At 71.8% G+C, this 19,899-nt stretch carries 16 protein-coding genes and 1 riboswitch; of the genes, 10 read left to right on the forward strand and 6 right to left on the reverse strand.

The window, feature by feature from the left end:
• On the reverse strand, positions 1 to 378 hold the full coding sequence (locus tag ACIGW2_RS12725; RefSeq protein ID WP_361578717.1) for a phage holin family protein: 378 nt from the start codon (positions 376 to 378) through the stop codon (positions 1 to 3).
• 51 nt (positions 379 to 429) lie between these two features.
• Here ACIGW2_RS12725 and ACIGW2_RS12730 point away from each other — a divergent pair, with 51 nt between their 5' ends.
• From ACIGW2_RS12730 to ACIGW2_RS12745, 4 genes are all read left to right on the forward strand, one after another.
• Positions 430 to 747: a cupin domain-containing protein gene (locus ACIGW2_RS12730; protein WP_356062259.1), complete on the forward strand. Its 318-nt coding sequence runs from the start codon at positions 430 to 432 to the stop codon at positions 745 to 747.
• Positions 748 to 905: 158 nt separating this feature from the next.
• On the forward strand, positions 906 to 1,124 hold the full coding sequence (locus ACIGW2_RS12735) for a DUF5326 family protein (protein WP_361578720.1): 219 nt from the start codon (positions 906 to 908) through the stop codon (positions 1,122 to 1,124).
• A gap of 335 nt (positions 1,125 to 1,459) precedes the next feature.
• Positions 1,460 to 2,230: an IclR family transcriptional regulator gene (locus tag ACIGW2_RS12740; protein ID WP_399843261.1), complete on the forward strand. Its 771-nt coding sequence runs from the start codon at positions 1,460 to 1,462 to the stop codon at positions 2,228 to 2,230.
• 137 nt (positions 2,231 to 2,367) lie between these two features.
• Positions 2,368 to 2,802: an SsgA family sporulation/cell division regulator gene (locus ACIGW2_RS12745; protein WP_356062505.1), complete on the forward strand. Its 435-nt coding sequence runs from the start codon at positions 2,368 to 2,370 to the stop codon at positions 2,800 to 2,802.
• Between the two features lie 211 nt (positions 2,803 to 3,013).
• On the opposite strand, the gene ACIGW2_RS12750 is transcribed toward ACIGW2_RS12745, so the two are convergent.
• Positions 3,014 to 4,357 carry a YibE/F family protein gene (locus tag ACIGW2_RS12750; RefSeq protein ID WP_361578726.1) on the reverse strand — a complete coding sequence of 448 codons (1,344 nt, stop codon included), beginning with the start codon at positions 4,355 to 4,357 and terminating at the stop codon, positions 3,014 to 3,016.
• 72 nt (positions 4,358 to 4,429) lie between these two features.
• A riboswitch (TPP riboswitch) is annotated at positions 4,430 to 4,545 on the forward strand.
• On the opposite strand from ACIGW2_RS12750, the gene thiC reads away from it, so the two are divergent.
• Positions 4,539 to 6,338, forward strand: a complete 1,800-nt coding sequence (gene thiC / locus ACIGW2_RS12755; RefSeq protein WP_391655940.1) for a phosphomethylpyrimidine synthase ThiC — start codon at positions 4,539 to 4,541, stop codon at positions 6,336 to 6,338. It overlaps the preceding riboswitch by 7 nt.
• Positions 6,339 to 6,514: 176 nt before the next feature.
• The gene (locus ACIGW2_RS12760) at positions 6,515 to 7,819 is read left to right on the forward strand and encodes a DUF4241 domain-containing protein (protein WP_399843264.1); all 1,305 of its coding nucleotides are present in this window, start codon (positions 6,515 to 6,517) and stop codon (positions 7,817 to 7,819) included.
• 2 nt (positions 7,820 to 7,821) lie between these two features.
• Here ACIGW2_RS12760 and ACIGW2_RS12765 read toward each other — a convergent pair whose 3' ends face one another.
• From ACIGW2_RS12765 to ACIGW2_RS12775, 3 genes are all read right to left on the reverse strand, one after another.
• Entirely contained in the window at positions 7,822 to 8,583 is a 762-nt protein-coding gene (locus ACIGW2_RS12765) for a hypothetical protein (protein ID WP_391655938.1), read from the reverse strand.
• Positions 8,584 to 8,744: 161 nt separating this feature from the next.
• A complete protein-coding gene (locus ACIGW2_RS12770; RefSeq protein WP_391655937.1) occupies positions 8,745 to 10,010 on the reverse strand; it encodes a metallophosphoesterase in 1,266 nt (421 codons plus the stop codon).
• Positions 10,011 to 10,359: 349 nt separating this feature from the next.
• Entirely contained in the window at positions 10,360 to 11,466 is a 1,107-nt protein-coding gene (locus ACIGW2_RS12775; protein ID WP_046908646.1) for a LacI family DNA-binding transcriptional regulator, read from the reverse strand.
• A gap of 369 nt (positions 11,467 to 11,835) precedes the next feature.
• On the opposite strand from ACIGW2_RS12775, the gene hisC reads away from it, so the two are divergent.
• Positions 11,836 to 12,933 (forward strand): histidinol-phosphate transaminase, encoded by a 1,098-nt coding sequence (gene hisC / locus ACIGW2_RS12780; RefSeq protein ID WP_391655936.1) that lies wholly within the window; start codon positions 11,836 to 11,838, stop codon positions 12,931 to 12,933.
• A gap of 60 nt (positions 12,934 to 12,993) precedes the next feature.
• On the opposite strand, the gene ACIGW2_RS12785 is transcribed toward hisC, so the two are convergent.
• Positions 12,994 to 13,371, reverse strand: coding sequence for a cyclophilin-like fold protein (locus ACIGW2_RS12785; RefSeq protein ID WP_391655935.1), 378 nt, complete (start codon positions 13,369 to 13,371; stop codon positions 12,994 to 12,996).
• A 204-nt stretch (positions 13,372 to 13,575) separates the two neighbouring features.
• On the opposite strand from ACIGW2_RS12785, the gene ACIGW2_RS12790 reads away from it, so the two are divergent.
• The 3 genes from ACIGW2_RS12790 (at position 13,576) to cydD (ending at position 19,862) form a co-directional block, all read left to right on the forward strand.
• A complete protein-coding gene (locus ACIGW2_RS12790) occupies positions 13,576 to 15,081 on the forward strand; it encodes a cytochrome ubiquinol oxidase subunit I (protein ID WP_399843269.1) in 1,506 nt (501 codons plus the stop codon).
• A gap of 18 nt (positions 15,082 to 15,099) precedes the next feature.
• Positions 15,100 to 16,104 (forward strand): cytochrome d ubiquinol oxidase subunit II, encoded by a 1,005-nt coding sequence (cydB, locus tag ACIGW2_RS12795; protein ID WP_399843271.1) that lies wholly within the window; start codon positions 15,100 to 15,102, stop codon positions 16,102 to 16,104.
• A gap of 83 nt (positions 16,105 to 16,187) precedes the next feature.
• Entirely contained in the window at positions 16,188 to 19,862 is a 3,675-nt protein-coding gene (gene cydD, locus ACIGW2_RS12800) for a thiol reductant ABC exporter subunit CydD (RefSeq protein WP_399843274.1), read from the forward strand.
• Positions 19,863 to 19,899: the final 37 nt, after the last annotated feature.

The following is a 19,899-nucleotide window of genomic DNA, read 5'->3' on the forward strand; positions in this document are numbered from 1 at the left end:
TCAGTCGCCGTCGGGAAGCATGACGTTCAGCGCCCACGAGACGACGGAGATGATCAGGCCGCCGAGCACGGCGGTCCAGAAGCCCTCCACGTGGAAGCTGAGGTCGAGTTGGTCGGCCAGCCAGGACGTCAGGAGCAGCATCAGCGCGTTGACGACCAGCGTGATCAGACCCAGGGTCAGGATGAAGAGCGGAAACGTGAGCAGCTTCACGATCGGCTTGACCAGGAAATTCACCAGGCCGAAAACCAGGGCGACCAGGATGAGGGTCCAGGCCTTCTTCGCGGTGCTGTCACCGGTCAGCGTGATGTCCTGGAGCAGCCAGATGGCCACGGCCAGAGCGCCCGCGTTCGCGAGCGTCTTGACTACGAAATTCTTCATGTGTCAGATCGTGGCAGACATGATCTGGCCAAGGGCAGGGGCGGACGAGCGATGAAGGCATTCCGACTGGACGAGCTGGAGGCGGAGCGCGCCGCCAACGACGGCGCCTACCTCCAGTTCCTGCGCGAGCGGAACATGTCGGTGGGGCTGTACGCGCTCGACGCCGGGGAGCTCGACCCGCAGCGGCCGCACGGCCAGGACGAGGTGTACTTCGTGGTGAGCGGCCGGGCGTCGATCACGGTCGGGACCGAGACGACACAGGTGGCGCGGGGCAGCGTGGTCTACGTGCCGGCGGGCGTGCCGCACAAGTTCCACCACATCACCGAGGACCTGCGGGTCATGGTGGTCTTCTCGCCGCCGGAGTCCTGACGTCCCTTAGGGGACGGATCAGGGGAGAGCGGGGGCCGTGAGGCCCCCGCGAGCTTGGTGGGCCGCCCTAGCATCGAGGTGTCGGGCGCAGCGGGCCCCGGCGGACTGGGCGGCGCGGCCTCTTCGGGCGCGCACTCTGCGGAGATGAGGTAAGCGCAATGGCGGTGAAGGAGATTCTCGCGGGGATGCCGTGGTGGGTGAAGTGGATCGCCATACCCGTCATCGCACTCGTCGTCTTCGGCGGTCTGATCACCAGTGTCCTGAGCTTCGTGATCGGTCTGCTCTTCAAGGTGCTGGTGTTCGTGGCCCTGGTCGGCGGACTCATTTACGTGGTCCGCAAGTTCACGGCCTCGTCCGGCTCGCGCGGCGACTGGTAGCCGCCCCGGCACCTGGTGTCCGCCGGCGGCCGACGTGCCGACGGGCCCCGTTTATCACGTGTTACCCGTCGGTATGGAAGCCTCGCCGGTCATTAGCCCGGCAGAGGGAACGCGCAGGTGGAAACCGGGTGGCCCCCTGAGGCTGCCATTAGAGTGGCAGACCTCTGCCGCCCCGGGAACCACAGGCGTAGGCCTCCGCACACGACCAGCGCGATCCTGTCTGTCCCCGGACGGGTCCGCCACCGGACCCCACCGGTCCCAGGTCGCGGTGGGCGCGCGGGGGCGGCCCCCGCGGGCGGGTGCGACGCACCCGTCGACACGCCTGGGGGTGACCTTTGGCCACTGCTTCGCAGCCCGCTGCACCAACCCTGATCGGTTCGGTACAGCGGGCGCTGAGACTTCTGGAGGCCGTGGGCTCCCACGAGGACGGGGCCCCGGCCAAACAGCTCGCGCGCGAGGCGGGACTCCCGCTTCCCACCGCGTACCACCTGCTCCGCACCCTGACGCACGAGGGCTATCTGCGCCGCGAGAAGGGTGTGTTCGTCTTCGGTGACGCCGCCGGCCGTCTGGTCGGCGGCGGAGTTGTGCAGAATCGTCGCACCAAGATCGAGAACTCTCTCGCGCACTGGCGGGACGCCATCGGCGTGCCCGTCTACTTCGCGATCTACCGCGAGGGCGAGATCGAGCTCGTCGCCGTCGCCGACACCCCGGCCGCGCCCGCCGTGGAGGAGTGGGCGGACTTCCGGGAGACCGGTCACGCGCACGCGATCGGGCAGTGCCTGCTCAGTCAACTGGATCTGAAGAGCCGTCAAGACCACCTCGACCGACACCCGGTGGAAGCCCTCACGCCGTATACGGTGCGTAATCGACGTGCCCTTTTGGACCGTTTGGGCGGTATGGGGCGAATGGAGCCCCTGGTGGAGCGTCAGGAATATGCGCTCGGCACAGTCTGCGCCGCGATCCCCATCACCGCGGGCTCCACGGCGGCCGCGATGGCGATTTCACTCCCGCTTCACCAGGAAGAACGGTTGCTCCCCGCTATCGCGCGGCTACAGAATGAGATCGGAAAGCTCTTCAGTTCACTCGCGTTCTCTATCAGTATCTGAAAAATCACTCCTTGTGATCTGCTAGCGCTTACAGCACGATTGCGTCAAGAGGGCCATGGGGGATCATTCCTGGCCGTTTCGACCACAGCTTTCAGCAGCGCGTTTCACACAACTGCTCATCTACTGCGGGGTACATGATGCGAGAGACGGTTCAGGCCGAGGTCTTGATGAGCTTCCTCGTCTCCGAGGAGCTCTCCTTCAGGATCCCGGTGGAACTGCGATACGAGACCCGCGATCCCTACGCGGTGCGGATGACGTTCCACCTTCCCGGAGACGCGCCGGTGACCTGGGCCTTCGGCCGGGAACTGCTGCTCGACGGGATCAACCGGCCGAGCGGGGACGGGGACGTGCACATCGCACCCACCGACCCCGAGGGCCTGTCCGACGTGATGATCCGTCTCCAGGTCGGCGGCGACCGCGCGCTGTTCCGCGCGAGCGCGCCGCCGCTGGTCGCCTTCCTCGACCGCACGGACAAGCTCGTGCCGCTCGGTCAGGAGCGCACGCTGGGCGACTTCGAGGACAACCTGGAGGCCGCGCTCGGTCGGATCCTCGCCGAGGAGAACGCGGGCTGACGGACGGGGCGGCGGAGCCGGCGCCTCCGGCTCACACCCCGTACGTACCCAGGCGCACGCCGCGGCACACCCGCCCGGCGCATGTTCCGGCGCGCGCCCCGATGCCCGCTCCCGTACGGGTCAGCGCCCACCCGGCCCGTACGCCCGTCCAACCCGTAGGCCGGTCCAACCCGTACGCCCTCCCGACCCCGTACCCCTCTCCCTGCCCCGCTCACTTCGCGCGGCGGCGACGGCCGCCGCCTCCGGCGCCACGGGCGGCGGCCGGGGCGCCGGTGCCCGGGCGGTCCGCCGAGACCACCAGGGCGGCGAGGCCGGTGGTGATCGGTACGGAGGCGACCAGGCCGATCGAGCCGACCAGGGTGCGGACGATCTCCTCCGCGACCAACTCGCTGTTGGCGACCGTGCCGACGCTGCTCTGCGCGATGGAGAAGAGCAGGAGCAGCGGCAGGGCGGCGCCGGCGTAGGCGAGGACCAGGGTGTTCACCACCGAGGCGATGTGGTCGCGGCCGATCCGGATCGCGGCCCGGTAGAGCCGCCGCGGTCCCATCTCCGGGTCGGCCTGGTGGAGTTCCCAGACCGCGGAGGTCTGGGTGACGGTCACGTCGTCGAGCACGCCGAGCGAGCCGATGATGATCCCGGCGAGCAGCAGACCGGACATGTCGATCTCTGGGTAGAGCCCGTGGATGAGACCGGTGTTGTCGTCGGTGTTGCCGCTGAGCGAGGCCCAGCCGACGAAGAACGAGCCGAGCAGACCGATCAACAACAGGGACACGAGCGTGCCGAGCACCGCCACCGAGGTGCGGGCCGACAGGCCGTGGCACATGTAGAGCGCGATCAGCATGATGGCGCTCGACCCGACGACGGCCACGACCAGCGGATTCGAGCCCTCGAGGATCGCCGGCAGGATGAACAGGGTCAGCACCAGGAAGCTGATGGCGAGCGCGATCAGGGCCATCACACCGCGCATCCGCCCCACGACCACCACGGCGAGCGCGAAGATGCCGGCGAGCACCGCGATCGGCACCTTCCGGTTCACGTCGGTCACCGAGTACTGCAGGTCGCGCGGGGCGTCGGGGGCGTAGGCGACCACCACGCCCTGTCCCTCGTCGAGTTGGCGGGGCGCGTCCGGCTGCACGACCTCCACGAAGGTGCGGCCCTTGTGCGGGCCGGTGGTGACCTCGACGGTGGCCTTCTCGCACTGCCCCTGCTGCCCGTTGACCGCCTCGCGCCCCTGCGGGGTGGAGGTGTCGCCGGTCGGCGGGACCTGCGCGGCGTTCACGTCCTTGCAGTCGACGCGCTCGACGGCGACCACCTTGCCCTGCTCGGTCTGCCGGTCGAAGCCGACGCCGGTGCGCTCGTGCGCGGGTGCGCCGCCCGGCCACAGGACGACGAGACCGACCACGACGGCGGTGGCGAACGGGATCAGGACGGCCGCGATGACCTTGCGCAGATGCCGGGATACGGGCGCGGCCGGACCGTGGCCGTGCGCATGGGAGTGCCCATGGCCGGGCTCGTGGCCGCCGTGCGGTGCGGGGGTCTGCTCGGAGGAAGTCACCGCCCGATCATCGCAAGAACGTCGATACCCCCACTGTTCAGCACGCCAGGGATGACGCTAGCGTGGTGACGCCTTTGCACACGCGGGAGCTCGGAGCACCGGGCTGAGAGGGCGCTGACGATCAGCTGCGCCGACCGCCGAACCTGTTACCGGGTAATGCCGGCGTAGGGAGATCGGTCTCATGACCATTCAGGATGCACACACGCCTGCCTCCGACCAGAACGACGGCCGGAACGACGGCCAGGGCGAGCGCACGCCGGGCTGGCACAAGGGATACGTCGAGGGCTCCCGCCCCGACATCCGGGTGCCCGTCCGGCAGGTGCACCTCACCAACGGCAAGGACGTGACGCTCTACGACACGTCCGGCCCGTACACCGACCCGACCGTCGAGACGGACGTCAGGCGGGGTCTGCCGCCGCTGCGCGAGAACTGGATCATCGCGCGCGGGGACACCGAGGAGTACCCGGGCCGTCCGGTCCGGCCCGAGGACGACGGCATCAAGCACACCTCGCCGCGCGGCGGCGGGCTGAAGAACCTCGACGCCGTCTTCCCCGGCCGCCCGCGGCTGCCCCGCCGAGGCCGCGACGGCCAGGCCGTGACGCAGCTCGCGTACGCCCGCCGGGGCGAGATCACCCCGGAGATGGAGTACGTCGCGATCCGTGAGAACGTCTCCCCCGAGGTCGTACGGGAAGAGATCGCGGCGGGCCGCGCGGTGCTGCCGGCGAACGTCAACCACCCGGAGATCGAGCCGATGATCATCGGCAAGCGGTTCCTGGTGAAGGTCAACGCCAACATCGGCAACTCCGCGGTCACCTCCTCCATCGAGGAGGAGGTGGAGAAGATGACCTGGGCGACCACCTGGGGCGCCGACACGGTCATGGACCTGTCCACCGGCCGCAACATCCACACCACGCGCGAGTGGGTGCTGCGCAACTCCCCCGTGCCGATCGGCACCGTGCCGCTCTACCAGGCCCTGGAGAAGGTCGACGGCAAGGCCGAGGAGCTGACCTGGGAGATCTACAAGGACACGGTCATCGAGCAGGCCGAGCAGGGCGTCGACTACATGACGGTGCACGCCGGCGTGCTGCTGCCGTACGTGCCGCTGACCGCCCGCCGCAAGACCGGCATCGTCTCGCGCGGCGGCTCGATCATGGCCGCGTGGTGCCTCGCGCACCACAAGGAGAACTTCCTCTACACGCACTTCGAGGAGCTCTGCGAGATCCTCGCGGCCTACGACGTCACGTACTCGCTCGGCGACGGCCTGCGGCCCGGCTCGATCGCGGACGCCAACGACGCGGCGCAGTTCGCGGAGCTGAAGACGCTGGGCGAGCTGAACACCATCGCCAAGCGCCACAACGTGCAGACGATGATCGAGGGCCCGGGCCACGTCCCGATGCACAAGATCAAGGAGAACATCGACCTCCAGCAGGAGATCTGCGAGGAGGCGCCGTTCTACACGCTCGGCCCGCTGACCACGGACGTCGCCCCGGCGTACGACCACATCACCTCGGGCATCGGCGCGGCGATGATCGCCTGGTGGGGCACGGCGATGCTCTGCTACGTCACGCCCAAGGAGCACCTGGGCCTGCCGAACAAGGACGACGTCAAGACCGGCGTGATCACCTACAAGATCGCGGCCCACGCGGCGGACCTGGCCAAGGGCCACCCGGGCGCGCAGGAGTGGGACGACGCGCTGTCCGACGCGCGCTTCGAGTTCCGCTGGGAGGACCAGTTCAACCTGGCCATGGACCCGGTGACGGCCCGTGAGTTCCACGACGAGACGCTGCCGGCGGAGCCCGCGAAGACGGCGCACTTCTGCTCCATGTGCGGGCCGAAGTTCTGCTCGATGAAGATCTCCCAGGACATCCGCCGTGAGCACGGCGGCGACCTGAAGGCGGAGGAGATCGAGGCGGGCATGGCCGAGAAGTCGGCCGAGTTCGCCGCCGCCGGCAACCGGGTCTACCTGCCGCTGGCGGACTGAGGCAAGGGGGAGGCGAGGCTCCGCCGTGCCGGAGCCTCGCCGTTCCTGAGGCTTCGCCGTTCCTGAGGCTTCGCCTTCCCGAGGCTTCGCCGGTTCCGGAGCCTCGCCGTTCCCGGGCCGCGCTCTCGGAACGCCGCTACGGTCTCCTCGTACACGGGTACGAATCGGAGGCAGGGGTGGGTTCGACGGTGGAGCGTGGCGAGGGCTCGGGCGGCGTCGAGGTGGCGTACGGCGAGGGCTGGGACCTGGGGACGCGGAGCCTGTGGCGGCCGCTGACCGCGCGGGCGGCGGCGGACCGGGACGCGGCCGGGTTGCCGTACGTCGCGGTGTACCGGCGCGCGGGGCTGCCGCTGGAGGTGCGGCTGACCTCCTGGCGGGAGCACTTCGCGGGCGTGTGGGCGTACGACGAACAGGGCCGCCGCTGTCGCCGCCTCGACCTGCGACTGCTCGACGGCGACCGGCTGCTGCGGCACCGGGAGACGCGGTGGACGTACCCGGACGGGGCGGCGCCCGAGTTCGACGAGGGCTGCGAGCAGCGCACGGTGACGCTGTATCCGGACGGGCGCACGCGGGACGAGCACGTGCGGCCGGGCCGAGGGATCTTCGTGACCTCGGCCGACGTGCCGGAGGAGGCGCGCCGCCTGGACCGGCCGGCCTTCGGGGCCTGGCCGTTGCTCTCGGTGGCACCCGGGACGCCGGTCCGCACGGTGGAGCCGGAGCGGGCGCCCGAGCGGGGTGCGGAGCAGGACGGGGATCCGGAGGAGCTGTGGCGGGCGCCGCGAGCCGGCGGACCCGCCTGCGTGGACGAGCTGTTCCGGGCGGGCACGCGGCTCGCGACCGGCTACTACCCCGAGGTGACCGTGCTCGCGCCCGTCGAGCGGGGCACCCTGCGGATCCCCAGCGGCCGGCTGGCGATCGACGCGCCCGACAACTTCGACGCCGGCCCGGAGCTCGTGGTCCCCGTACCGCCGGGGGAGTACGTGCTGGAGGAGGCGCAGGTGTCCGTCGGCTACGACTGCGAGTGGTCGCGCGGCTGGGTGACCCGCACCTCGACCCCCGCCGTGCGCGTGCGGATCGGCGAAGCCGCCGTGGCGTCCTGGGAGATGGTGCTCGGGAAGGACCACGACCCCCGGCTGCTCGGCGACGGCGAGGTGTACGGCTTCGGCACGGACGGGGCGAGCGGCTGCTTCGCCGACGCCGGGTCCTGGCCGGTCCTGAAGGGCCTCTTCGAGCGGGCCCTGGTCCACGGCGACGAGCGGGCGGGGGAGCACGTCGAGGACTCCATGTACTTCCTGCGCACCACCGATCCGGCGGCGGGCGGTGGCACGGGCGCCGACCTGGCGGCCTTCTACACCACCGGGGACGGCGTCTGGCCGGCCTGGGCCGGGCGGTCGGTGGAGGGTGATCTCGTGGCGGTCGTCGTGGTCGGCGACCACGACTTCACGTCCGGCGTGAAGGTCCTCGCGGAGCCGGCCGGCTGAGGTCAGTCGGACCGCGGCTCCGGCGCGCCGAAGCCGGGGCCGGTGAAGTCCGGGCCGCTGAAGCCGACCTTGGGGATGCGGCCGGCGGGCGGGCCCTGGCCCGGCGACGGGGGCGGAGCCGGGGACGGGGCGGGGGCTGCCGCGAGGGCGGTGCGGAGGAAGGGGAGCACGCCGCGGGTCAGGAGGGCGGCGCGCCAGGCCTCCCGGGCACGGGACAGTTCGTCGTCGGGGGCCTCGGCCGGAACCTCCGTGGCGCTGTTGCGGCGGGCGGTGACGAGCAGGCCGGCGCCCGCCCACAGCAGTCCGGCCGCGGCGACGACGCCGAAGAAGAGGCCCGCGGTGAGCAGCGCGTCGGCGAAGGCCGGGGCCGGGTCGAGCATCCTGAGGAGGCCGCCGACCAGCAGGAAGATGACCGCGGCGGTGCCCGCGAGGAGCGGGGCGAGGACGGTCACGACGGCGACGAGGCCCGCTCCGCCGGGCCCGGCGGCCAGCACCTCGGCGGCGTCCGGCACGGCGGAGGTGGCCCGCACCTGTTCGCGGAACTGCTCGCGGACCTTCACGAAGTGGTCGTACTCGGCCGCGGCGGCGGTGGTGATGAGCGCGGTCGCGTTCAGGGCCATCGCGCGCAGCTGGGCCGTGCTGAGCCGGGTCCCGGCCCCGGCGAGGTCCGGGTGGGCGTGCGCGTTGCGCAGTGCGTCGTCGAGGACCCGCTCGTACTCGGCGCGGTCCTCGGTCAGCAGGTGCGGAGCCACGTTCATGTGCATCCCCCGATGCTCCGTGGGCGCCGGAACCGGCCGTGGCGGACGGCGGGTGCGGCGAAAACGGAGGAGAGCCTGCTACGGATGAGCCGATGGTAGGGCGGCACCGGCACGTGGTGACAGGGTGTTTCGGGAAATCGACTTCCCCGGATGCGGAGTGTTATGCGTCAGGCGGGCAGCGGGAGTTGGACGACCAGCAGCTTTCCGGCCATGGTCACTCCGCCGTCCATCGCGATGGCCAGCCCGTCCGCGTAGACGTGCGGGCCGTCCACGACCGGGCGCTCGCCCTCCTCGCCGTCCTCCGTGCCGACCTGGCCGAGGAGGTACGGGATGGGGCTGTGGCCGTGCACGATCCGGCTTCCGCCGTAGGTGCCGAGCAGCTCCTGCACGGCGTGCGGGCCGGCGGCCTCGTCACGGAACGCGAAGCGCTTGGTGAACTTCCGGAAGAGGTCCCACACCTCGTCCGCGTCGTTGCGGTTGAGGATTTCGTGGACCTTGTCGTTGACGTCCTCGACGGTCTGCCCGTACTCCAGGTACGCGGTGGTGTCCGAGTGCAGGAGCAGGTGCCCGTCCTCCTCCACCACGGCGTCCAGCCGGGACATCCACTGCAGGTGCATGTCCTGGAGGCGGTCCATGTCGTGCTTCTGGCCGCCGTTGAGCAGCCAGGCGGCCTGGAAGGTGGCGGTGCCGGCGCCGGAGTTGACCGGGGTGTCGCCGAAGCGCTTGGCGCCGATGAGCAGCAGCTCGTGATTGCCCATCAGGGCCTTGCAGTAGCCGCCGGCGGCGGCCGCCTCGGCGGACAGGCGCATCACGAGGTCGATCACGCCGATGCCGTCCGGCCCGCGGTCGGTGAAGTCGCCGAGGAACCACAGGCGGGCGTTGCCGGCGGCCCAGTGGCCGTGCTCGTCGATGAGGCCCTGGGCGCGCAGCGCCTCCAGGAGCTCGTCCAGATAGCCGTGGACGTCGCCCACGACGTAGAGCGGGCCACGGCCGTCGGGCGTGGTGGGGACGGGGCGGGGCGCCGTGGCGACCGGCACCTGGAGGGTGTCGCCGCGGTTGATGACCGGCAGGTCGCGCTCGGTGGGCGTGTAGCCCTCGGGCGGCTCGTCGTCCGGGTAGGCGTTGCCGGGGTGCCCGGAGGGCGCGGGGGTTGTGTAGGAGGGGTCGTACGCCGCCCGGGCCGCGGGCGCGACGGAGCCGAGGTGCAACGTGGCGTCGGCGGGTGCGGGAACGGCCGCGGGTGCGGGGGCGGCGGTGGGCGCGGGTGCGGCGGTGGGCGCCGGGGCGGGGGCGGTCGCCGGCGGTGCGGGCGCGTCGGCGGGGAACGGCTCGGTGGTGTGGCCCTGGACGGGCACCCGCGCGTACGGAGGTACACGGAAGTCACGCAACGTCGCCGTGCGCACCACGGGTTCCTGCCCGGCCCCCTGTGTCATCGACCCCTCCACCACCGTCGCGATGCCCTGCACATCGCGGACCGGTCCTGGTCGGGGTGGTCCGCGGTGTCGTCCGCCCATCATAGGAATGAGGGTCCTCCTGTGTGACGCACCAGGGGTGGTGAATCCGGGTCCACTCCGGGTTCACCGGTGGTTTCGCCCGAATTGGGAAGGTCCAGGCCAGGGAAGGGACCGGGGCGCGCCGAGGTTTGCCCCCGGACCGCTCCAGAGATGCGGCCCCCGCCCCGCACCTCCGCACCCCGTCCCCGGGTCCCCCGCCCCCCGTCCCGGCCGGGTCCCCGTCCCCGTGTCCCCCGTTCCGGTCACGCGCCGCCGCCGCTCCCCCGGGTCAGTCCTTCGAGGGAGAGCGCGGCGGGCTGACCGTCGTCCGGGGCGAGCGGCGCTGCGAGGAGGTGCGGACGATCAGCTCCGTCGGTATCACCTGCTCGACCGGGCCGTCCGTCTCGATGCCCTCGATGGCGTCGATGAGCAGCTGCACCACGGCGGTGCCGATGCGGCGCGGCTTGAGCGAGAGGGTGGTGATCGGCGGCTCGGTGTTGGCGTAGACGGTGGACTCGCTGCAGCACACGAGCAGCAGGTCGTCCGGGACCCGCAGGCCGTAGCGGCGGGCCGCCGCGAGCAGGTCGGTGCCGTTGGGGTCGAAGAGCCCGTAGACGGCGTCCGGGCGGTCGGGCCGGGCGAGGAGCCGGTCGGCGGCGACGGCCCCCGCGCAGGGGTCGTGCGCCGGGTAGGCCTCGTAGACCGGGTCCTGGCCGACCCGCTCGCACCAGTTGAGGTAGGCGGTGGTGGACAGGCGGGTGTAGGTGTCGGTGGTGGTGCCGGTGAGCAGGCCGATCCGGCGGGCGCCGGCCGCGGCGAGGTGGTCGAGCAGGTCGAGGACGGCGGCCTCGTGGTCGTTGTCGACCCAGGCCGTCACGGGCAGGGTGCCGGCGGGGCGTCCGTCGGAGACGACGGGCAGGCCCTGGCGGACCAGTTCGGTGACGACCGGGTCGTGGTCGGAGGGGTCGATGACGACGGTGCCGTCGAGGGCGACGTTGGACCAGACGTCGTGGCGGGAGGTGGCGGGGAGGATGACGAGGGCGTAGCCGCGGGCGAGCGCGGCGGACGTGGCGGCCCTCGCCATCTCCGCGAAGTACGCGAATTCGGTGAAGGTGAAAGGTTCATCCCCGTATGTGGTCACGGTCAGGCCGATGAGGCCCGACTTGCCGGTACGGAGGGTGCGGGCCGCCGCGGACGGGCGGTAGCCCAGCCGGTCGGCGACCTCGCGGACGTGACGGCGGGTGGCGTCCGGGAGCCGGCCCTTGCCGTTGAGCGCGTCGGAGACAGTCGTGATGGAGACCCCGGCGGCGGCGGCCACGTCCCGGATGCCCGCCCGGCCCTGCCGGCTTCCCCGGGTCTGTGCCCGGCTCACCTGGTGCTTCCCTGCTGCTGTCATGGCGAGCCGATAGTAGGGCGAGGGGGGTGGGTCGAGCCGGTCGCATATGCAGGCATTGACAGGCACGTTTCTGCATGATCGACAAGCCTCAAGCGCCTTGAAAACAAAGAAAGTTCAGGTCATGGCCATGAGACCTGCGGTCCGGGGTGCCCATGCGCCTGGCGAGGGGGAGAGGTCTCGAAGAGGTCTCAACTCACCTCTACGGGGGATGCGCGCCACGGCGCTCGCCACCGGCGCACGCCACCCCTCCGCGCGCTCCCCCTCCCTCGCGGGCCCCCGGGACCATTTGTCCACAGCCCATTCGCAGCGGGGCCGAATCCTCATAAGGTGAGGAGTATTGGTGGTACGGAAGGTCGAGGAGGACACAGAGTGAGCGAGACCAGCGGGACGAGCACGTCGGGCCCCAAGCTGCGCGCCGAGCTGGACGGCGTCCCCACTTACAAGCCGGGCAAGCCGGCCGCCGCGGGCGGTCCGGTCGCCTTCAAGCTGTCCTCGAACGAGAACCCGTATCCGCCGCTGCCCGGCGTGATGGAGAGCACCCTGGCCGCCGCCGCGAACTTCAACCGCTACCCGGACATGGCGTGCACCGGCCTGATGGAGGAGCTGGCCGACCGCTTCGGCGTGCCGGTCTCGCACCTGGCCACCGGCACCGGCTCGGTCGGCGTGGCCCAGCAGCTGCTCCAGGCCACGGCCGGCCCGGGCGACGAGGTGATCTACGCCTGGCGTTCCTTCGAGGCGTACCCGATCATCACGCAGATCAGCGGGGCCACCTCGGTGCAGGTGCCGCTCACCGACGGCGAGGTGCACGACCTCGACGCGATGGCGGCGGCGATCACCGACCGCACCCGGCTGATCTTCGTCTGCAACCCGAACAACCCCACGGGCACCGCCGTGCGCCGCGCCGAGCTGGAGCGCTTCCTGGACCGGGTGCCCTCCGACGTCCTGGTGGTGCTCGACGAGGCGTACAAGGAGTTCGTCCGTGACGTCGAGGTCCCGGACGGCATCGAGATCTACCGCGACCGGCCGAACGTGGCGGTGCTGCGCACCTTCTCGAAGGCGTACGGCCTGGCCGGTCTGCGGGTGGGCTTCGCGGTCGCCCACGAGCCGGTGGCGGCGGCGCTCCGCAAGACGGCGGTCCCGTTCGGGGTGAGCCAGCTGGCGCAGGACGCGGCGGTGGCCTCGCTGCGGGCGGAGGACGAGCTGCTGGGCCGGGTCGGCTCGCTGGTGGCGGAGCGCGAGCGGGTCCACGCGGGGCTGGTGGCCCAGGGCTGGACCGTGCCGGACACCCAGGCGAACTTCGTCTGGCTGCGGCTCGGCGAGCGGACCATGGACTTCGCGGCGGAGTGCGAGCGGCACGGCGTGGTCGTGCGGCCGTTCGCGGGCGAGGGCGTGCGCGTCACGATCGGTGAGTGCGAGGCGAACGACCTGTTCCTGAAGGCGGCGGAGGGCTTCCGCAAGGAGGGCTGAGGGGGCGGGGTCGCCGCCTGCCGGTCCCGAGGGGCCGGGCGGGTCGGCCGGTGAGGCCGGTCAGCCGATGAGTTCGACGCGGATCGGGTCGCCGTCCCGGACGGTGGCCAGGATCCGCGGGTCCCCCTCCAGCGCGCCGAGGACGTTGCACCGGCCGGCGAGCCTCGGCCGGTCGCCGGTGGAGATCGGGGTGGGGCCGTAGGGGAGGGCGAGCGCGTCGCCCTCCGTCCAGAAGGCCACCGTGCCCGGGTCGACGTCCTGCCGGGCGTCGGGCTCGACGGAGACGGAGACCCCCGTGTCGAAGTAGACCTCCTCGCCCCAGGTCCGGGCGGTCGAGGAGATCGGGAGAGCCCCCGCGAGCGCCTTGCTCGTGGGGGTTTCGTCGATGGTGGCCGTGGTGTGGCCGGCGGGCCAGGAGATGCGTATCCGAAGGTTCATGGCCCGGATTCAACAATATGTTGAAGGTCTTGGGAAGGGGTGACCTTCGGTAGGAGGACCCCCGGTATCCGGTACGGATTTCGTATGAGCCATAATGCTTGTGAATGTGAACGCGTTCACAAGCGTGTCCCTGTTCATCCCGGAATGGGTGGGATCAAAGGGGCAAACTGCCGATGTGACCACGGCGATGTAAGGAGAGACGACGTGGACCTAGCGTTGGCGCCGGAGACTCTGGCGCGATGGCAGTTCGGCATTACGACCGTCTACCACTTCCTCTTCGTCCCCCTGACGATCTCCCTCGCGGCCCTCACCGCCGGTCTCCAGACCGCCTGGGTGCGCACGGAGAAGGAGAAGTACCTCAGGGCGACCAAGTTCTGGGGCAAGCTCTTCCTGATCAACATCGCGATGGGCGTCGTCACCGGCATCGTGCAGGAGTTCCAGTTCGGCATGAACTGGTCCGACTACTCGCGCTTCGTCGGCGACATCTTCGGCGCTCCCCTGGCCTTCGAGGCGCTGATCGCGTTCTTCTTCGAGTCGACCTTCATCGGCCTGTGGATCTTCGGCTGGGACAAGCTCCCCAAGAAGGTCCACCTCGCCTGCATCTGGATGGTGTCGATCGGCACCGTCCTCTCCGCGTACTTCATCCTGGCGGCCAACTCCTGGATGCAGCACCCGGTCGGCTACCGGTACAACGCCGAGCGCGGGCGCGCCGAGCTCACCGACTTCTGGCAGGTGCTCACCCAGAACACCGCCCTCACCCAGTTCTTCCACACCATCACCGCGGCCTTCCTGGTCGGCGGCGCCTTCATGGTCGGCATCTCGGCCTTCCACCTGGCGCGCAAGAAGCACATCCCGGTGATGCGGACCTCGCTGCGGCTCGGCCTGATCACGCTGATCATCGCCGGCCTCGGCACCGCCATCAGCGGCGACCTGCTCGGCAAGGTGATGTTCAAGCAGCAGCCGATGAAGATGGCCGCGGCCGAGGCGCTGTGGGACGGCGAGGCCCCGGCCCCCTTCTCCGTCTTCGCCTACGGCGACGTCGAGAAGGGCCACAACACGGTCGCCATAGAGATCCCGGGCCTGCTGTCCTTCCTCGCGAACGACGACTTCAGCTCGTACGTCCCCGGCATCAACGACGTCAACAAGGCCGAGCAGGAGAAGTTCGGGCCCGGCGACTACCGGCCCAACATCCCCGTCGCCTACTGGGGCTTCCGCTGGATGATCGGCTTCGGCATGGCCTCGCTGGCCGTCGGCGTCGTCGGACTCTGGCTGACCCGGAAGAAGTTCATGCTCGCGCCGGGACTGCGGACCGGTAACGACGAGGTGCCGCATCTGGTCCTGTTCAAGCGGAAGGCGCTCAGCCCCCGCCTGGGCAAGTGGTACTGGATCGTCGCCCTGTGGACCATGGCCTTCCCGCTGATCGCCAACTCCTGGGGCTGGATCTTCACCGAGATGGGCCGCCAGCCGTGGGTGGTCTACGGCGTGCTGCGCACCCGGGACGCCGTCTCCCCCGGGGTCTCCCAGGGCGAGGTGCTGACCTCGATGATCGTCTTCACCCTGCTCTACGCGGTCCTCGCCGTGATCGAGGTCAAGCTGCTCGTCAAGTACGTGAAGGCCGGCCCGCCCGAGCTCACCGAGGACGACCTCAACCCGCCCACCCGGATCGGCGGGGACCACGACGCCGACCGCCCCATGGCCTTCTCGTACTGAGGCTCAGGAGATCGAGGCATGGAACTCCACGACGTCTGGTTCGTACTCATCGCCGTCCTCTGGACCGGCTACTTCTTCCTGGAGGGCTTCGACTTCGGGGTCGGCGTCCTGACCAAGCTGCTCGCCCGCGACCGGGCCGAGAAGCGGGTCCTCATCAACACCATCGGTCCGGTCTGGGACGGCAACGAGGTCTGGCTGCTCACCGCGGGCGGCGCGACCTTCGCCGCCTTCCCCGAGTGGTACGCGACCCTGTTCTCCGGCTTCTACCTGCCGCTGCTGCTGATCCTGGTCTGCCTCATCGTGCGCGGTGTGGCCTTCGAGTACCGGGCGAAGCGGCCGGAGGAGAACTGGCAGCGCAACTGGGAGCAGGCCATCTTCTGGACCTCGCTGCTCCCCGCCTTCCTCTGGGGCGTGGCCTTCGGCAACATCGTGCGCGGTGTCCGGATCGACAAGGACTTCGAGTACGTCGGCAACCTCTGGGACCTGCTCAACCCCTACGCGCTGCTCGGCGGTCTGGTCACGCTGACCCTCTTCACCTTCCACGGCACGGTGTTCGCCGCGCTCAAGACGGTCGGGGACATCCGGGTGCGGGCCCGCGCGCTCGCGCTGAAGCTGGGGCTGGTCACGGCGGTGCTCGCGCTCGCCTTCCTCGTCTGGACCCAGGCCGACAAGGGAGACGCCTGGAGCCTGGCCGCGATGCTGGTCGCCGTGGTCTCGCTGGTGGGTGCCCTCGGCGCGATCCGGGCCGGGCGCGAGGGCTGGTCCTTCGCGCTCTCGGGTGTCACGATCGCGGCGGCGGTGGCCATGCTCTTCCTGACGCTCTTCCCGAACGTCATGCCGTCGACGCTGGACCCGGCGTGGAGCCTGACCGTCACCAACGCCTCGTCCAGCCCGTACACGCTCAAGATCATGACGTGGTGCGCGGCCGTGGCCACCCCGCTGGTGCTGCTCTACCAGAGCTGGACCTACTGGGTCTTCCGCAAGCGCATCGGCACGCAGCACATCGCGGAAGCGGCCCACTAGCCGCGGCCGACTAGCCGCGGCCCCGGGCCACCGGCCCGTGGGTCACCGCCGCTGTCACGGCTCACCAGGGGAGCATGTTTCACGTGAAACCGATCGATCCGCGTCTGCTGCACCACGCTCGGGCCACCCGGTTCTTCCTGCTCGCGGTGGTCGGTCTCGGCCTGGTCGGGGCGGCCCTGATCATCGCCCAGGCGATGCTCGTCGCCGAGGTCGTGGTGGGGGCCTTCCAGAAGGGTCTGTCGGTCTCCGGGCTCGGCACGCCCCTGCTGCTGCTCGCGGCGGTGGCGGGGGGCCGGGCCCTGGTCTCCTGGCTCACCGAGCTCGCCGCCCACCGGGCGAGCGCGGCGGTCAAGTCCGAACTGCGCGGCCGGCTGCTCCAGCGGGCCGCGCGGCTCGGGCCGGGCTGGCTCGGCGGGCAGCGGGCCGGTTCGCTGGCCGCGCTCGCCACCCGGGGCGTGGACGCCCTGGACGACTACTTCGCCCGCTATCTGCCCCAGCTGGGGCTCGCGGTCGTCGTACCGGTGGCGGTGCTCGCCCGGATCGTCACCGAGGACTGGGTCTCGGCGGCGATCATCGTGGTGACCCTGCCGCTGATCCCGGTCTTCATGATCCTCATCGGCTGGTACACCCAGGCCCGGATGGACCGGCAGTGGAAGCTGCTGTCCCGGCTCTCCGGGCACTTCCTGGACGTGGTGGCCGGCCTGCCCACGCTCAAGGTCTTCGGCCGGGCCAAGGCCCAGGCCGAGAACATCCGGGCGATCACCGCCGACTACCGGCGGGCGACCCTGCGGACGCTGCGGATCGCCTTCCTCTCCTCCTTCGCCCTGGAGCTGCTCTCCACCCTGTCGGTCGCGCTGGTCGCGGTCACCATCGGCATGCGGCTCGTGCACGGCGAGCTCGACCTCTACACCGGGCTCGTCATCCTGATCCTGGCGCCCGAGGCGTATCTGCCGCTGCGGCAGGTGGGCACGCAGTACCACGCGGCCGCCGAGGGGCTCGCCGCCGCCGAGGAGATCTTCGCGGTCCTGGAGACCCCGCTGCCGGCCGGTGGTACGGGGGAGGTGCCCGCGTCCGTACGGCTGGAGCTCGACCGGGTCACGGTCCGGCACCCGGGGCGTGCGGTGCCCTCCCTGGACGCCGCCTCGCTCACCGTGGAGCCCGGCGAGACGGTGGCCCTGGTCGGGCCGAGCGGTGTCGGCAAGTCCACCCTGCTCGACGTGGTCCTCGGCTTCACCGCCCCCGAGGAGGGCACCGTCCGGGTCGGCGGCGCCGACCTCGCCTCGCTCGACCTCGACGCCTGGCGCTCCCGGATCGCCTGGGTGCCGCAGCGGCCCTATCTGTTCGCCGGCACGATCGCCGAGAACGTCCGGCTCGCCCGGCCCGAGGCCTCCGACGAGGAGGTACGACGGGCGCTGCGCGACGCCGGGGCGGACGGGTTCGTCGCCGAACTGCCCGACGGCGCGGCCACCCTGCTCGGCGAGGACGGCGCCGGACTCTCGGCCGGGCAGCGCCAGCGGCTCGCCCTGGCCCGGGCCTTTCTGGCCGACCGGCCGGTGCTGCTGCTCGACGAGCCGACCGCCGCGCTCGACGGCGCGACCGAGGCGGCCGTCGTCGACGCCGTCCGCCGGCTCTCCGCCGGCCGCACCGTCCTTCTGGTCGTGCACCGCCCCGCGCTGCTCGCCGTCGCCGACCGCGTGGTCCGGCTGAGCCCGGCGCCCGGGCCCGACGCCACCACCGGTGCGCCCGCGCCCTCCGGCTCCGGCCCGGAACTTCCCCAGGTGGCGGGACTGCTGCCCGACGGGACGCCGCTGCCGGCGACCGGCGGGACGGACGGCACCGGGGCGGAGGCCGCCGCCGGGCCGGGCCCCGGTGCGGAGTCCCGACCGTCCGACGAGCCGCCGTCGGCTCCCGTCGCGGCGCCGCACGCCTCGGGCGCGGAGGGCGAGGGGCGTCCCGGCGGCGGCCCGGGCGGTGACCGGTCGGCCCGGGGGGTGTTCCGGCGGGTGCGCGGGATGGCCGGGGAGCTGCGGGGGCGGATGGGGCTCGCGCTGCTGCTCGGGAGCCTCGCCCTCGGCTCGGCCGTGGGGCTGATGGCGGTCTCCGGCTGGCTGATCTCGCGGGCCTCCGAACAGCCGCCCGTGCTCCACCTGATGGTCGCCGTCACCGCCACCCGCGCCTTCGGCATCGGCCGCGCCGTGTTCCGCTACGCGGAGCGGCTGGTCTCGCACGACGCCGTGCTGCGGATGCTGGCCGACCTCCGGGTCGCCGTCTACCGGCGTCTGGAGCGGATCGCCCCGGCCGGACTGCGCCGCACCCGGCGCGGCGACCTGCTGGCCCGGCTGGTGCAGGACGTGGACGCGCTCCAGGACTACTGGCTGCGCTGGCTGCTGCCGGCGGGCGCGGCCCTCGTGGTCGGCGCCGGTGCGGTCGGCTTCACCACCTGGCTGCTGCCCGAGGCCGGCGCCGTGCTCGCGGCCGGCCTGCTGGTCGCCGGTGTCCTCGTGCCACTGGCCGGCGGCGCGCTGGCCCGGCGGGCCGAACGGCAACTGGCTCCGGCGCGCGGAGCCCTCGCCACCGCCGTCGTCGACCTGCTGCGCGGCTGCGCCGAACTCACCGTGGCCGGCGCCCTGGACGAGCGGACGGCGCGGGCCGGGCGGGCCGACCGCACCCTCACCGGCATCGCCTCCCGGCAGTCCGCCGCCACCGCCCTGGGCGCCGGGCTCTCGGCCCTGGTCTGCGGCCTCACCGTCGCCGCCGCCGCGCTCGTCGGCGTGCAGGCGGTCGGCGACGGGCGGCTCGACGGCGTCGCGCTCGCGGTCGTGGTGCTCACCCCGCTGGCCGCCTTCGAGGCCGTCAACGGACTGCCGCTCGCCGTGCAGTACCGCCAGCGGGTGCGGCGCAGCGCCGAGCGGGTGTTCGACGTGCTGGACGCGCCCGTCCCCGTACACGAGCCGGCGACGCCCGCCGCTCCCCCGGCCGGTCCGTTCCCGCTCGAACTGGCCGGGCTCACCGCGCGGCACGCCGGACAGGAGCGGCCGGCCCTCGACGACTTCGCGCTCACCCTGCGGGCCGGGCGGCGGGTCGCCGTGGTGGGCGCGTCCGGCTCCGGCAAGACGACCCTCGCCCAGGTGCTGCTGCGGTTCCTGGACGCCGAGTCCGGCACGTACCGGATCGGCGGAACGGACGCGGCGGAGCTCGACGGGGACGCGGTGCGCCGCTTCGTCGGCCTGTGCGCGCAGGACGCGCACCTCTTCGACAGCACGCTCCGCGAGAACCTGCGGCTCGCCCGTACCGGCGCCGCCGACGACGAGCTGCGCGAGGCGCTGCGCCGGGCCCGGCTCCTGGACTGGGTGGACTCGCTGCCCGAGGGGCTCGACACGCTCGTCGGCGAGCACGGCTCGCGGCTCTCCGGCGGGCAGCGGCAGCGGCTCGCGCTGGCCCGGGCGCTGCTCGCCGACTTCCCGGTGCTCGTCCTCGACGAGCCGGCCGAGCACCTGGACCTGGCGACCGCCGACGCGCTCACCGACGACCTGCTGCGGGCCACCGAGGGCCGCACCACCCTCCTCATCACCCACCGGCTGCACGGTCTCGAAGCGGTCGACGAGGTGGTGGTCCTGGACCGGGGGCGGACCGTGCAGCGCGGGACGTACGAGGAGCTGGCGGCGGTCGAGGGGCCGCTGCGGCGGATGCTGGGCCGGGAGCGGGAGACCGATCGGCTGCTCATGGAGGGGAACACGCCGACTTTTCTCGCCAAATAGGACTTACTAGGCTCGTCCCATGACCGCCGTGCCCGAC

Source organism: Streptomyces sp. NPDC053541 (assembly GCF_044544705.1).
Classification (GTDB): Bacteria; Actinomycetota; Actinomycetes; order Streptomycetales; family Streptomycetaceae; genus Streptomyces.

Bases quoted from the DNA above. Each gene is read 5' to 3' on its own strand.
- ACIGW2_RS12725 (WP_361578717.1), bottom strand. From the start codon at position 378: ATGAAGAATTTCGTAGTCAAGACGCTCGCGAACGCGGGCGCTCTGGCC.
- ACIGW2_RS12730 (WP_356062259.1), top strand. From the start codon at position 430: ATGAAGGCATTCCGACTGGACGAGCTGGAGGCGGAGCGCGCCGCCAAC.
- ACIGW2_RS12735 (WP_361578720.1), top strand. From the start codon at position 906: ATGGCGGTGAAGGAGATTCTCGCGGGGATGCCGTGGTGGGTGAAGTGG.
- ACIGW2_RS12745 (WP_356062505.1), top strand. From the start codon at position 2,368: ATGCGAGAGACGGTTCAGGCCGAGGTCTTGATGAGCTTCCTCGTCTCC.
- thiC (WP_391655940.1), top strand. From the start codon at position 4,539: ATGACCATTCAGGATGCACACACGCCTGCCTCCGACCAGAACGACGGC.
- ACIGW2_RS12765 (WP_391655938.1), bottom strand. From the start codon at position 8,583: ATGCACATGAACGTGGCTCCGCACCTGCTGACCGAGGACCGCGCCGAG.
- ACIGW2_RS12770 (WP_391655937.1), bottom strand. From the start codon at position 10,010: ATGACACAGGGGGCCGGGCAGGAACCCGTGGTGCGCACGGCGACGTTG.
- ACIGW2_RS12775 (WP_046908646.1), bottom strand. From the start codon at position 11,466: ATGACAGCAGCAGGGAAGCACCAGGTGAGCCGGGCACAGACCCGGGGA.
- ACIGW2_RS12785 (WP_391655935.1), bottom strand. From the start codon at position 13,371: ATGAACCTTCGGATACGCATCTCCTGGCCCGCCGGCCACACCACGGCC.
- cydB (WP_399843271.1), top strand. From the start codon at position 15,100: ATGGAACTCCACGACGTCTGGTTCGTACTCATCGCCGTCCTCTGGACC.